At 70.3% G+C, this 13,635-nt stretch carries 10 protein-coding genes; 6 read left to right on the forward strand and 4 right to left on the reverse strand.

Annotation, left to right across the window (positions count from 1 at the left end; all coding sequences use genetic code 11):
- Positions 1-222: 222 nt before the first annotated feature.
- From FNH09_RS37765 to exaC, 5 genes are all read left to right on the forward strand, one after another.
- A complete protein-coding gene (locus tag FNH09_RS37765; protein ID WP_152894391.1) occupies positions 223-1,725 on the forward strand; it encodes an APC family permease in 1,503 nt (500 codons plus the stop codon).
- The gene (locus tag FNH09_RS37770; protein WP_152894392.1) at positions 1,722-2,735 is read left to right on the forward strand and encodes an acetamidase/formamidase family protein; all 1,014 of its coding nucleotides are present in this window, start codon (positions 1,722-1,724) and stop codon (positions 2,733-2,735) included. The genes FNH09_RS37765 and FNH09_RS37770 overlap by 4 nt, the downstream gene beginning before the upstream one ends.
- 52 nt (positions 2,736-2,787) lie before the next feature.
- On the forward strand, positions 2,788-3,387 hold the full coding sequence (locus FNH09_RS37775) for an N-acetylmuramoyl-L-alanine amidase (protein WP_152894393.1): 600 nt from the start codon (positions 2,788-2,790) through the stop codon (positions 3,385-3,387).
- Between the two features lie 141 nt (positions 3,388-3,528).
- Positions 3,529-4,797 (forward strand): helix-turn-helix domain-containing protein, encoded by a 1,269-nt coding sequence (locus FNH09_RS37780; protein WP_152894394.1) that lies wholly within the window; start codon positions 3,529-3,531, stop codon positions 4,795-4,797.
- Between the two features lie 108 nt (positions 4,798-4,905).
- Positions 4,906-6,429, forward strand: a complete 1,524-nt coding sequence (gene exaC / locus FNH09_RS37785) for an acetaldehyde dehydrogenase ExaC (RefSeq protein ID WP_152894395.1) — start codon at positions 4,906-4,908, stop codon at positions 6,427-6,429.
- 79 nt (positions 6,430-6,508) lie between these two features.
- Here the strand turns inward: exaC and FNH09_RS37790 are convergent, their stop codons facing one another.
- The 4 genes from FNH09_RS37790 to FNH09_RS37805 all read right to left on the reverse strand — a co-directional run bounded on the left by FNH09_RS37790 (position 6,509) and on the right by FNH09_RS37805 (position 12,294).
- On the reverse strand, positions 6,509-7,411 hold the full coding sequence (locus FNH09_RS37790; RefSeq protein WP_338017810.1) for an ABC transporter substrate-binding protein: 903 nt from the start codon (positions 7,409-7,411) through the stop codon (positions 6,509-6,511).
- A gap of 95 nt (positions 7,412-7,506) precedes the next feature.
- Positions 7,507-9,186 carry a polysaccharide deacetylase family protein gene (locus FNH09_RS37795; RefSeq protein WP_152894397.1) on the reverse strand — a complete coding sequence of 560 codons (1,680 nt, stop codon included), beginning with the start codon at positions 9,184-9,186 and terminating at the stop codon, positions 7,507-7,509.
- 109 nt (positions 9,187-9,295) lie between these two features.
- Positions 9,296-10,954, reverse strand: coding sequence for a glycosyltransferase family 2 protein (locus FNH09_RS37800; protein ID WP_338017811.1), 1,659 nt, complete (start codon positions 10,952-10,954; stop codon positions 9,296-9,298).
- The gene (locus FNH09_RS37805) at positions 10,951-12,294 is read right to left on the reverse strand and encodes a nucleotide sugar dehydrogenase (RefSeq protein WP_338017812.1); all 1,344 of its coding nucleotides are present in this window, start codon (positions 12,292-12,294) and stop codon (positions 10,951-10,953) included. The genes FNH09_RS37800 and FNH09_RS37805 overlap by 4 nt, the downstream gene beginning before the upstream one ends.
- Before the next feature lie 415 nt (positions 12,295-12,709).
- On the opposite strand from FNH09_RS37805, the gene FNH09_RS37810 reads away from it, so the two are divergent.
- On the forward strand, positions 12,710-13,633 hold the full coding sequence (locus FNH09_RS37810; protein ID WP_152894398.1) for an oxygenase MpaB family protein: 924 nt from the start codon (positions 12,710-12,712) through the stop codon (positions 13,631-13,633).
- The last annotated feature ends 2 nt before the right edge of the window (positions 13,634-13,635 follow it).

Below are 13,635 nucleotides of genomic sequence, written 5' to 3' on the forward strand. Positions count from 1 at the left end.
CCCCACGCCCCCGGCCGAGCCCCGGCCCGCGGTCGAGCCCCACGCGTTCCGGTCGGCGAACTCACCCGTTCGTGTGGCCGAGTTGTCCACAACGTCGCCGCCGTCCACGGAAGCCCGTCGGGCTCTTCTGCCCGACCCGTGGGCGCCGTACCGTGATTCACGTGAGGCGCAGCCGTCGCGTCGAGACGACGGCGCTCTGTCGGGTGGACGGGGGATGCACACATGTCGGGGGAATCGTCAGCTCAGCCACCAGCCGCTGTCGGCCTGCGGCGCGACGCCGTCGGCCTGCGCGAGGTCCTCTTCCAGAGCGTCACCGCCATGGCCCCGGCCGCCGCGGTCGCCGCGTCCATTCCGTCGGGAGCGGCCTTCGCGGGCGGCAGCCTGCCGTTGTCCGTCCTGGTCGCGCTGGTGGCCTGTCTGTTCACCGCCTCCTGTGTGGCGGAGCTGGCCCGGGAGTTGCCGGCCGCGGGCTCGGTGGCCACCTACGCGGCGCAGGGCCTGCGCCCGGCCGTCGGTTTCCTGGTCGGCTGGGGCTACGTGTTCGTGGAGGCCTTGGTCCCGCCGTTGCTGCTGCTCCAGCTCGGCTTCACCACGGCGGGCACACTGCACCAGGAGTGGTCCTCGTATCCGGCCGACCTGTGGTGGCCGTGGTCGCTGGCGGGCGCCGCCGTCATCACGGTGACCGGATACCTGGGGGTACGCGCCTCGGCCCGCTTCGGCACGGTGCTCGGCGTCTTCGAGGTCCTGGTCTTCGTGGTGTTCGCCGCCTGGCTGATCGGCAAGGCCGGCGCCGACAACACCCTGTCGGTGTTCGGCACGTCCCACACGGCCGACGGCTACGGCGGTGTGGGCGGGGTGTTCGCCGGTTCGGTCTACACGGTGCTGGCCTTCGCCGGGTTCGAGGCAGCGGCTCCCCTGGCCGAGGAGACCCGGGACCCACGCCGCACGATGCACCGCGCGGTGCTCGGCGCGGCCCTGGCGATCGGGGTGTTCTACGTGGTCACGACGTACGCCATGACGGTGTACTTCGGCCCCGACCGGTTCGGGGAGTTCGGGGCCTCCGGTGCCGCGTCCTGGGAGGGGGTGGCGAGAGCGTCGTTCGGCCTCTTCTGGGTCCTGGTGTTCCTCGCCGTGGTCAACTCCACGATCGCCAACGCCAACGCGTGCGCCAACGTCTCCACCCGCACGGCGTTCGCCCTGGCCCGCATCCGTGTGCTTCCCCGGGTGCTCGCCACGCTGCACCCCCGGCACCGCTCCCCCGTGGCCGGTGTCGCCGTGCAGGCCGTCGTGGCGGTCGGCGCCGTACTGGGCCTGGGATTCGCCTATGACCCGGTGACGGCGTTCCTGCTGCTGGCCACGGTGATCGTCACGGTCGTGATCGGGGTGTACATCGTGGTGAACCTCGCCTGCGCGGGCTACTTCCTGCGCCGCGGGCGCCCGGCGCTGAAGCCGGTGCGGCACCTGTTGTTCCCGCTGCTGGGCATCGCCGCGTTCGTACCGGCCCTGCTGACCGCGGCGGGACTGCCGGTCTTCGACTTCGTGACCCCGCTGACCGCCCCGGTGTCGTACGCGGGTCCCGTCGTCGGCGGGTGGATGGCGGCCGGGGCCGTGGTGCTGCTGGTGCTCGTGCGGCGCCATCCCGAGCGCATATCCGAGACCGCGCGTGTCCATCTCGACGAGACCGAGCCCGCCACCCCGGCGCAGAACGGAGCAGTGCAGCGATGAGCGACCCCCGCATCCTGACCGTACGGCCCGAACCGGACGCGTACGCCTGGACGTTCGGCGGCGCCCCGCCGGTGGCCCGGATCGCGCCCGGGACGGTCCTCGACCTCTACACGGAGGACTGCTTCGCCGGACGGGTGCGGTCCGAGAAGGACCTGGTGTCCGAGGTGTGCGAGTTCCCGTTCCTCAATCCGCAGACCGGCCCCTTCCATGTGGAGGGCGCCGAACCGGGGGACACGGTCGCGGTGCACTTCGTGTCGATCGAGCCGGTCCGGGACTGGGCGGCCTCGACGACGGTCCCGTTGTTCGGCGCGCTGACCTCGACGCACACCACGGCCACGCTGCAACCACCGTTGCCGGAGACCGTCTGGATCTGGCCGCTCGACCGGACCCGCGGGACCGCGTTGTTCCGTGCGCACGACAGCGATATCGAGATCGAACTGCCCCTCGACCCCATGCACGGCACCGTGGGTGTCGCCCCCGCCAACCTGGAGGTGCGTTCGGCCCTGGTGCCCGACGCCCACGGCGGGAACATGGACACGCCCGAGATGCGCGCGGGCGTCACCTGCTACCTAGGGGTGAACGTCGAGGGCGCCCTGCTCAGTCTGGGCGACGGGCACGCCCGGCAGGGCGAGGGGGAGACCTGCGGGGTCGCGGTGGAGTGCGCCATGAACACCGTGGTGATCGTCGAGTTGCTCAAGGGGATCGCCACGCCGTGGCCACGCATCGAGTCGGACACGCACATCATCTCGACCGGCTCCGCCCGCCCGCTGGAGGACGCGTTCCGGATCTCCCAGCTCGACCTGGTGCAGTGGCTGGTGCGGGACTACGGATTCGGCGAGCTGGACGCGTACCAGTTCGCGACCCAGGCCGTCGAATCACCGTTGGCCAACGTTTGCGACACCAACTACACGTGTGTGGCCAAGCTCCGCAAGGAATGGCTGCCGAGGCGCGAGACTCACCGCGGGTTGCACGCGCGGCTGCGGGAGAGCGCGTCGGGCCTCCGGCTCTGACGACGCCGCGGCTTCGCCGTCGGCCCTTCCCCCCACCGAAAGGCGACACAGCATGGAACGGGCAAGACCACTGCCCAGCAGGCGGAGGCTGCTCCAGGGAGCCGCCCTCGCCGCCGTCCCCTACACCCTGCTTCCCGCCACCCGGGCCGGTGCGCGGGCCCAGGCGGTCGACTACCCGCTCGCCGAGTGGCAGCCGGCGAGCATCGCCAACTACACGGCGTCGAACCGTCCCACGTCCTATCCCCTCGACCGCGTGATCATCCATGTCACCCAGGAGACCTACCTCGACGCCCTCGACATCTTCCGGAACCCGGCCAAGCAGGTGTCCGCGCACTACGTCGTCCGATCCGCCGACGGGCACGTGGCCCAGTGCGTCCGTGAGCACGACGTGGCCTGGCACGCGGGCAACTGGGAGTACAACACCCGCAGCATCGGCATCGAGCACGAGGGCTGGGTGGACCGGCCCGCCTCCTTCACGAACGCCCTGTACGAGGCGTCGGCCCGGCTCACGGCCGCGGTCTGCACCGCGTACGGCATCCCCAAGGACCGCGCCCACATCATCGGGCACCACGAGGTACCGGGTTCGGACCACACCGACCCCGGCCCGAACTGGGACTGGACCCGCTACATCAGGCTCGTCAACTTCGCCTGACCGACCGGGCGGCCCGTCCCGTGGGCGTGCCGGAGCCGCGTCCCCCGGGTCGCCGGCGTCGAAACGGTTGTCGGCGTGCACACCCGGAGTGACGATGTCCTCAGCCGCACTGTGTGCACCGCATGTCTCCGGGAGGCCGAGTTGACCGATCCCTGGGTTGCCCTGGAACCGGGGGCCGACCCCGTCGCGCGCGCGGAGCTGCTGCGCCGCGCGCACGACACGTTCACCGAGGCGGGCACGGTGGGACGGCCGGTGCGTGCCGTGGTGGCGGACTCCTGGCGCCGTTCGGCGCGGGCCGGGGTCGGGCCCGACGGCACCGCGAGCGTGGAGCTCATGGACGGTGAACTCGGCGCCTACCGTGCCGAGCATCCGCTGGCCCGGGTGATGCCGCTGTTCCGCGAACTGATGGGCACGTTCGCCGCCGACGGCAGGCATCTGCTGGCGGTGTGCGACGCGCAGGGCAGGCTGCTGTGGGTCGAGGGCGACCCGGCGACCCGGCGGCAGGCCGGACGGATGAACTTCGTCCCGGGTGCCCGTTGGGCGGAGACGGCGGTCGGGACGAACGCGCCGGGCACGGCCGTCGCCGTGGACCGGCCGGTGCAGGTCTTCTCCGCCGAGCACTTCAGCCGCCGGGCGCAGCCCTGGACCTGCGCGGCGGCCCCGGTGCACGATCCGCGCACGGGAAAGCTGCTCGGTGCCGTGGACATCACCGGCGGGGACGGGCTCGCGCATCCGCACAGCCTCGGGTTCGTCCAGGCCGTCGCGCGCGCCGCCGAGTCCCAGCTGGCGCTGCTCACCGCCGAGCAACCGGCCGAGGACACCGCCGAACTGACCGCGCTGGGGCACGACGAGGCACGGCTGTTCGCCGGCGGCCGCAAGGTGCGGCTGAGCCGCAGGCACAGCGAGATCCTGGTGCTGCTGGCCCGGCACCCGGAGGGGCTGACCGGCGACGAGCTGCTGTGCGCGCTGTACGAGAGCGAGGCGGTGACACCGGTGACGTTGCGCGCCGAACTGGCCAGGCTGCGCGGCTTCCTGGGCCCCGGGCTGCTGGCCTCGCGCCCCTACCGGCTGACCGTCCCGGTGGAGTCCGATGTCGACGCCGTCGAACGACGGCTGGAGACCGGTGCGATCACGGCGGCCGTGGCGGCGTACACCGGACCGCTGCTGCCCGGGTCGATGGCCCCGGCGGTGGTGCGGCTGCGCCGGCGCCTCGCCGACGGCCTGCGGGCGGCGCTGATCGCCCGCAGCGATCCCGATCTGCTGGCGGACTGGGCGCACGCGCCGTGGGGCGAGGAGGATCTCGACGTCTGGCGGGCGCTCGCCGCGGTACGTCCGACGGCGGCGGTGCGGGCCCGGCTGTCCGCGCTGGAGGCCGAACTGGCGGCGCCCGCACGGCCGTCGGGGCGCTGAGCGAGGGCCGTACGACAAGGACGCAACGTGCTCGCAACGTCCGCACGCCTAGCCTCGCGCCGGAAGCTGCCCAACGGCGGGCAGTGCAAGTGAAGGAGGCCGACCGGCATGACTCGTTACGCGGCGCCGGGCACCGAAGGCGCGATCGTCTCCTACCAGTCGCGCTACGACCACTTCATCGGCGGCGCGTATGTGCCGCCGGCCCGAGGACAGTACTTCGACAACCCGAGCCCGGTGAACGGTGAGCCGTTCACCGAGGTCGCGCGGGGCACGGCGGAGGACGTGGAACGGGCGCTCGACGCGGCGCACGCGGCCGCGCCGGGCTGGGGCCGGCTGTCGGCGACGGAGCGCTCCGACGTCCTGCTGAAGATCGCCGACCGGATGGAGGCGAACCTGGAGCAGCTGGCGGTCGCCGAGAGCTGGGAGAACGGCAAGCCGGTCCGGGAGACGCTGGCGGCGGACATCCCGCTGGCCATCGACCACTTCCGGTACTTCGCGGGCGCGATCCGCGCCCAGGAGGGGGCGCTGAGCGAGGTCGACGACGACACGGTGGCGTACCACTTCCACGAGCCGCTCGGCGTGGTCGCGCAGATCATCCCGTGGAACTTCCCCATCCTGATGGCCACCTGGAAGCTCGCCCCCGCCCTTGCGGCAGGCAACGCGGTCGTTCTCAAGCCCGCGGAACAGACCCCGGTCTCCATCCACTACTGGATGAGCCTGGTCGCCGACCTGCTGCCGCCGGGTGTGGTGAACATCGTCAACGGCTTCGGCGAGGAGGCGGGCAAGCCGCTCGCGTCGAGCCCGCGGGTGGCGAAGATCGCCTTCACCGGGGAGACCTCGACGGGGCGGCTGATCATGCAGTACGCCTCGGAGAACCTCAAGCCGGTCACCCTGGAGCTCGGCGGCAAGTCGCCCAACATCTTCTTCGACGACGTGTGGGACAAGGACGACGAGCTTCGGGACAAGGCGCTCGAAGGCTTCACCATGTTCGCGCTGAACCAGGGCGAGGTGTGCACTTGTCCGTCCCGTGGGCTGATCCAGCGCGGCAACTACGGCGACTTCCTGGAGGCGGCCGTCGCCCGCACCGAGTCGATCAAGCCCGGTCACCCGCTGGACACCGACACGATGATCGGCGCCCAGGCGTCCAACGACCAGCTCACCAAGATCCTGTCGTACATCGACATCGGCCGGCAGGAGGGCGCCAAGATCCTCACCGGCGGCGAGCGCGCCGACTACGACGGTGACCTGAAGGGGGGCTACTACGTCCGTCCGACGATCTTCGAGGGCGACAACCGGATGCGGATCTTCCAGGAGGAGATCTTCGGTCCGGTGGTGTCGGTGGCCTCGTTCGACGACTTCGACGACGCCATCAAGATCGCCAACGACACGCTGTACGGTCTCGGGGCCGGTGTGTGGACGCGCGACATCAACACGGCGTACCGCGCGGGCCGGGCGATCCAGGCGGGCCGGGTGTGGACGAACTGCTACCACGCCTACCCCGCGCACGCCGCCTTCGGCGGCTACAAGCAGTCCGGGATCGGCCGTGAGACCCACAAGATGATGCTGGAGCACTACCAGCAGACCAAGAACCTGCTGGTGTCGTACTCGCCGAAGAAGCTGGGCTTCTTCTAGAGGCCCGGCAAGCGGCATCCCGACCGGGTCTCCCCGGCCGGGACGCCGCTCCCGGCCGGCCGGCGCAGCCACGGCTGTCTCACGAGCCGCCGTTGATCGCGCCCTCGCTCATCGCACCGTCGGTGACGTTCCACTTGGTCAGGACCTTCTCGTAGGTGCCGTTCTGGATGGTGGCGTTCAGCGCCGCCCTGAGCGCGTCCCGCAGCTCGGTGTTCGACTTCAGCACCGCGATGCCGTAGGGGCCGGGATCGATCTGCTCGCCGGCCAGCTCGAAGTCCTCGCCGCCGCCCGAGGTCTTCGCCGCGTACGCGGACACCGGGAAGTCGGCGACGGCGGCGGCCACGTCGCCGGCCTTGAGATGGTCCTGCGCGTCGCTGTAGCTCGCCACGGTCTCGATCTTCATCGGATCGTCGCACGCCTGGCCCTGGAGCAGGTCGTACGTGGTACTGCCGCTCTGCACGGCCACGTTCTTGCCGCACAGGTTCGCCAGCGTCTCGATGTGGTCCGGGTTGCCCTTCCGCACCAGGATCGAGGAGCCCGAGACGAGGTAGTCGACGAAGTCGACCCCCTCACCCGTCCTCATCCCGGAGGCGGGCTCGATCCCCTCCTGGCGGTCACTGGTGTCGCTCAGCGCGGACATCACGACGTCGTAGCGCTTGCTCTGCTGAGCGCCGAGCAGGGTGTCGAACGTGCCGTTGTCGAACTGGAACCTCACTCCCAGCTCGTTGCCCAGTGCGGCGGCCAGGTCGGGGTCGATCCCGGCCGGCTTGCCGTTCCGGACGAACTCCATCGGCGGGTAGGCCATCTCGGAGCCGACCGTGATGACACCGGACTTCTTCACCGCGTCCGGCAGCATGTCGTGCAGCGCTTCCCGCTCCGTGTCCGTCCGGGGAGCGCTCTTGTCGCTCCCGCCGCCGCAACCGGTCAGGACGAGGGCACCGGCGGCAGCCAGCGCCCCGAGCACGGCAAGGCGCCTCGTCACGATGGGACCGCGGCTGGCATGTATGGTCACTGGACTCTTCCCTCTGTGCGGATGATTCGCGTCATTGCGTGTCGCGACGGCGGACGGCCGTCGACTCAGCCGAGGTTCTTGGTGGCGTCACGCGGCGAGATGGTGAGTGCCTGGAAGGCCGGCCACTGGTCGCCTTCGTGGTTGATACCGGAACGGATGGTGATACCGCCGGAGAGAGTGGCGGCCTCGCGGTCCGAGGTGTGGTTCATCTTCACGCGGCCGTCGATGACGACCGCGGTGGCCTGGCGTCGGACCTCGATGGTCACGGTGTGCTCGGACGCCTTGTCCAGCGCCCGCGAAGCCACCTCGTAACCGTCGACCAGCAGGACCGCCCGGTTCTGGGTGACGACCACGGTCACCGGCTCCACGCTGTTGGTCCGCACACCCAGGGCCGCCTGGTTGGTGCCGTTGCCCAGCCGCCCGATGATCGCGGTGGTGCGGTAGTCCGTCCAGTCCACGCTGCTCTTCGGCCGGTAGTCGGCCTTGGCGTACCGGGGCGCGCCCGGCGGTGCGGGCTCGCCCAGGAAGACGTCGAACCCGGTGTGGCTCTGGCGTCCTTCCCAGTTCTCCACGTCGTACAGCGGCCGGTCCATGTCGGGCGCGACCTGGACCATCCGTGCGACGTTGCTCAGCATCTCGTCGGGAGTGGTCTTGGCGAAGACCTCCACGCGCTGCACGGTCCCCGCCGCCGCCGCCCGCCGGCTGGCGGTGAGCGGAATGCTGGAGTGGTCCGTCATGACGAGGGGAAAGAACCCGTTGAGCAGTCGCTGGCCCTGTAGTGCCTTCAGCTCCTGGATGTCCTGGGAGCCGATGTTCTCCTGATCCGGTCCGGCGGAGAAGGGGACGGCGAACATCCGGGGGGCCGGCATGCCGTGGTTGACGATGTCGTCGATGGAGCCCTGGAGGTCGTGGCGCACCCGGGCCTGGTACTCGGCCTCGGTCTCCCGCCGGTGCTCGGCCGGCAGCCAGAGGCGGTTCGCCAGCGCCGCGCCCTCGGTCCCCACGGCGTCCACCGGCTCACGGCCGTGCATGGCACGCGTGTGGCTCTGGAAGTCCCAGCGGCCCGACTTGTACATCCGCTCGATCTCGCGCCAGGTCAGGTAGTAGGGGCGGTGCTTGTCCATCGACCCGGTGATCGCGAAGATCGTGCCGTGCATCCGGTGCTTGGCCAGGATGCGGTCGGCGTACTTCCACAGTCCGCCGGTGCCGTCGTCGAAGGTGATCAGCACCGAACGCCGCGGTATCGCGCCGCCGTTCATGTAGTGGTTGAACTGCTTCGCGGTCAGGGTGCGGTAGCCGGCCTTCTCCAGCGCGGTCAGCTGGGCGTCGAACGCCTCCGGGGTGAGCGCGTAGGGGCTCGTGTTGTTCTTGTTGACGTCGTGGAACGTCAGCACCACGGGCGGAGCGCGGAACGGCAGCCCTCGGCCCTGTTCCTCCCAGGACCGGATGTCCGCGGACGAGATCTTCGCCCGGACCAGTGGTGCCTGCGGGGCGACGTACTTCAGGTAGAGATAGCGCTCGATGCCCGCGGCGCCGGACGCCACCACCACGGAGAGGGTGAGTGCGCCGAGCAGGATGCGGACGGGCCACTGGGTGCCGCCCCGGCCCCAGCCGTGACGGCGGCCCCGGCTGCGGTCGTTGCCGGACGTCTCGGCGTAGCCGATGCGGAAACAGGGTTCCGGACCGAAGCCGTGGTCGTGCACGACGGAGTCGACAGGTTGGCGCCGTTTGCGCTTCAGAACCATGAGAGCGCGCTCCCTCGCGACAGAACGATCAGATAGATGCAGCTCACCACCGCGATGGCCAGCACATCAGTGATCACCCGGACTGATCTGCGCCGAAGAAATTCCTTCATCACCGAGTCCTCGACCAGACACCGCGACGGATGGTCGCGAGGGAGTACGGCAACAACCAGGACAGCAGCAGGGCCGACAGCAGACTCATCAGCGGGCGGTAACGCCAGCGGGTGTCACCAGGGTTCTCGATCTTGAACGCCAGACCCCAGATGCTGCCCTTGAGCACCACTCCGCTCAGGTACAGCACGCTCACGAAGATGCCGCCCTGCATCGGCGCCCAGACCATGTGCCGTACCGCCATGAACGGCGCGGCCAGCACCCACAGCACATGGCCGTAGTACAGGCACGCCGGACCGACCCCGCGCCGCCACATGAAGGTGCCGGTGAAGCAGGTGTTGCGGATGAAGCTCTTCTTCCAGCGGATCTGCTGCTTCATGAACGGCCTGAAGTGCTCGGGCACGTTGGTCCACACCTTGGCCGACCGGACGTAGCCGATGCGCCACTTGCGCTCGGGGTAGTCCTGCGCGGTGACGAACGGGGAGTCGGCGTACTGCTTCTTCAGCTTCTTGCCGACCCACAGCTGTCCCAGCACGTAGCCGGTGAGCTGACGGTCGGTCGCGAACCGGAAGGGGGCGCCCAGGAAGCGGTCGCCGGCCCACGCCGGGAAGTAGTTGTACACCGCGTCGCGGCGGAACACCGCCAGCGGACCGGAGACGCAGGTGACCGATCCGAAGGTGGACTCGGCGGCCTTGGCCACCCGGAACTGCCCCTCGTACCAGACGTCCTGAGCCCTGGTGAACAGCGTCTCGTCCACGTTGAGCGCCCGGCAGTGACCGCTGACCGCACCCAGTTCGGGGTGGTCGACCAGGGCCTGCACACAGCGGCGCAGCGCGTCGGGCGCCAGGATGCAGTCGGAGTCGGTGAACGCCAGCACATCACCGGTGGCGATGCTCGCGCCCTTGACGAGCGCGTGCTTCTTGCCGAGGTTCTTCTCCAGCTTGAGCAGGGTGATGTCGAGCTCTTCCGCCAGCTCCTCCAGGATCTCCCGGGTCCCGTCCTCGGAGAGGTCGTCGATCACGAGGACCTCCAGGTTCGGGTAGTCGCTGGCCACCATCGAGCGGACGCACCGTTCGATGTACTCGGCCTCGTCCTTGACCGCGAGCAGGAAGGTCACCTTCGGCACGGGCGGCAGCGACGGGAAGTCGGCGAGGTCCTTCGGGCGCTTGCGCAGGGTGCGTTCCGCCGGGTCGTCGTAGCGGCTGTACGCGATCTGCAACATGGCGATGGTGCCCACCAGCACCGTGATGCCGTAGCCGATGACCAGCGGCCGATCCGGGATCATCGGGAACTCGCGGGCCAGGATCAGTCCCAGCGGCAGCAGGCAGAACATGGCCAGCACCCGCCGCACCGCGAAGCGCACGTCGGTCTGCATCCCGTTGGTCCAGCGGGTGAGCCGGCCCGGTGGCCGGCCCCACACGGCGGACGAACGGACCGGCGGCAGCGGCACGGTCGCCTTGGGGTGCGGGTTCGGCAGGATCAGTCCGCAGGAGGCGACGAACTTGCGGAAGGCCGGTTGGGTCTGCCGTTCGGCGGTCGTGTCAGGGGATTCGGCCGGAGTCGCCTGCCCCGGTATGCCGCCCCCCGGTGTCCCGGGCATCGCTGCCCGGGACTCCTCGGGAGTCGCGTCCGCGGCCTCCGGCACCTGCCGGTCGGTCACAGGGTCTCCTTGCCCTCGACTCCGTCCAGTCGGTAGGTCGCGTCCAGGACGCCGTCGCGGTCGCTCAGCCAGGCCAGGTCGGCGTTCGGGTGCACGGTGTGCACCAGCACCAGGTCCCACTCGTGGTCCTGCGGGGCGATCAGGCTCTCCTGGATCCCGCCGGCCACCCGGGCGGCGCGCACCATCGAGTCGGTGAAGCGGACCTGGGCGCCCTCGTGGACGAGCTCCTCGAAGATCTCCAGCGCGGGCGATTCCCGCAGGTCCTCGACGCCGGGCTTGTAGGCCATGCCGACGATCAGGATCCGGGCGCCGGTCAGCGGCCTGCCGCGCTCGCCCAGTGCCTCGCGCACCCGGCGCACCACGTGGTGGGGGCGGCCGGCGATGCCGTTCATCGCGGCCTCGACCAGCGGCGAGGTGACGCGCTCGGCGCGCAGCTGCCAGAGCAGGTAGTGCGGGTCGCAGGGGATGCAGTGCCCGCCGACGCCCGGGCCGGGGTAGAAGGGCATGAAGCCGAACGGCTTGGTCGCGGCGGCCTCGATCACCGGGATCGGGTCCAGGCCCAGGACGCGGCAGTTGTCGGCGAACTCGTTGGCCAGGGCGATGTTGACCGCGCGGAAGGTGTTCTCCCACAGCTTGGTCATCTCGGCCGCCTCGGGCGAGGGCAGCGCGTACACCGAGGAGGCGGTGCGCGAGAGCACGGCCACGGCCCGGTCCATGGTCTCGGCGCCGGCGCCGCCGACCACGCGCGGGGTGGTGTCCTGGGTGTGCTTGGCGTTGCCGGGGTCGATCCGCTCCGGCGAGAAGGCCACGAAGATGTCCTCGCCAACGGTGAAGCCGCGCTCGGTCAGCGGTTCGGTCAGCAGGTCGCGGGTGGTGCCGACATAGGTGGTCGAGGTCAGCATCAGCAGCTGGCCGGGGACGGCGTGCTCGACCACGGTCGCCGCCGCGGCGGTCAGCGCCCGCAGGTCGGGGGCGAGATGCCGGTCCACCGGGGTCGGCACGCACACCAGCACGGTCCGGGCGCCGGCGAGCGCGGCCGGGTCGTCGGTGAGGGTGAAGCGCGGATCACCGTTGAAGCGCTCCAGTCGCTCCAGGTCGCTGGGCAGCAGGTCGACTTCGCCGCTGCGGATGTCGGCGAGCCGATCGGCGCTCACATCGAGGCCGATCACCTCGGTGCCCGCGGCCAGCAGGCCGAGCGCGGTCGGCAGCCCGACGTAACCGAGGCCGACGACGGCCACGGCCCCGACTGCCGGTTCGTGCGCGGCGACTTCGCCCGGCATGGTGTCGAACGCGCCGACGAGGTGCAGTCCCTGGGTGGCGGGCAGGGTGTTCAGCGGCATGGGTGGGTGCTCCGCAACTCGACTCGTGAGGATGCGCACCCGACCGGCGCGCACACATTGCCGCGGCGGAGATCGCACTGGTCCCGCTCGGGCAATGTCCTTGGACGCCACAACCATCCCAAGAAGCCAAGTTTCGGTCAAAAGACCCCCAAGGCGACGCAATCGGATATTGCGTATTTTTACGTCGGCATTACCAAGCGTCCGACCAGGCTTTTCACCTCACCCTCGACCGCCGAAATGTCCTCTTTGGCCTGAAGTCCGGTGTGACATTGCAGCCACATCCCCGCCCCGAGCAAGGGCGAAAAGGTGAGCCGGCCCACTCGCCCGTCGCTCCGCGCCTCCATTGCGTCCGGAGTATTGACGCTCGATGAAACAACTCAATAGTTTCAGTATCATCGACTCACTGGAGGCGCCCATGGGCCGCTACAGCCGGCTCCGCCGCATCCGGCGGCTGGATCCGCAGCAGGACTTCGAGCGGATCTACCGGTGGATCATCCATTACGAGTTCCCCCGCGACTATCTCCACGGGACGTCGATCGCCTTCCTGCGCGACTACGGCGTCCCGCGCATCTCCCGGCTCCTGGACCACACCCAGGAGTTCGAACGCGCCGGTCAGAAGCGGTACGACGACACGGTGCTGATCACGTACGAGATGGTCCGCGCGGGGATGGACTCCGAGCACGGCCGGGCGGCCGCCCGCCACCTGAACCGCATCCACGGCCGTTACCGGATCGCCGACGAGGACTTCCGCTACGTCCTGGCCACCACGGTGGTCGGGCCGAAGCGGTGGATCGACCGGTACGGCTGGCGGCGCCTGTGCGAGCAGGAGACCGAGAGCCTGGCGCTGGTGGGCCGGCGGATGGGCGAGCTGATGGGCATCTCCGGCGTGCCCGACACCTACGCCGCGTTCGAACGAATGCACGACGACTACGAGCGCGAGATGTTCGCGTACGACCCCGCCAACCGCAGGGTCGCCGCGGCCACACTGCGGATCATGGCCGCCTGGTACCCGGCCCCGGCCCGGCGCCTGGCCTCCCGGACCGCCCTCGCCGTCCTGGACGAACCGCTGCTGGAGGCACTCGGCTTCGAGCCGGAACCACGCTGGTTACGGGCCGCCGTCCACCGCGCGCTGCGCGTCCGGGCCGTGCTGATCAGGCTGCTGCCCGGGCGGCCGGAGCGGTTCCCGCGCACGCCCAGGGCGCGCACCTACCCGTTCGGCTGGACCCTGGACGACCTGGGTCCGCACTGGGCGCACTCCCGTCCGACGACCCCGCTCCAGGACGAGACCCCGTCTGAACAGGGCCGCGCGACAGGGCAGTTGTCCCCTCCGTCCCCGTAGCC

This window comes from Streptomyces adustus, from assembly GCF_009377175.1.
GTDB lineage: Bacteria > Actinomycetota > Actinomycetes > Streptomycetales > Streptomycetaceae > Streptomyces > Streptomyces adustus.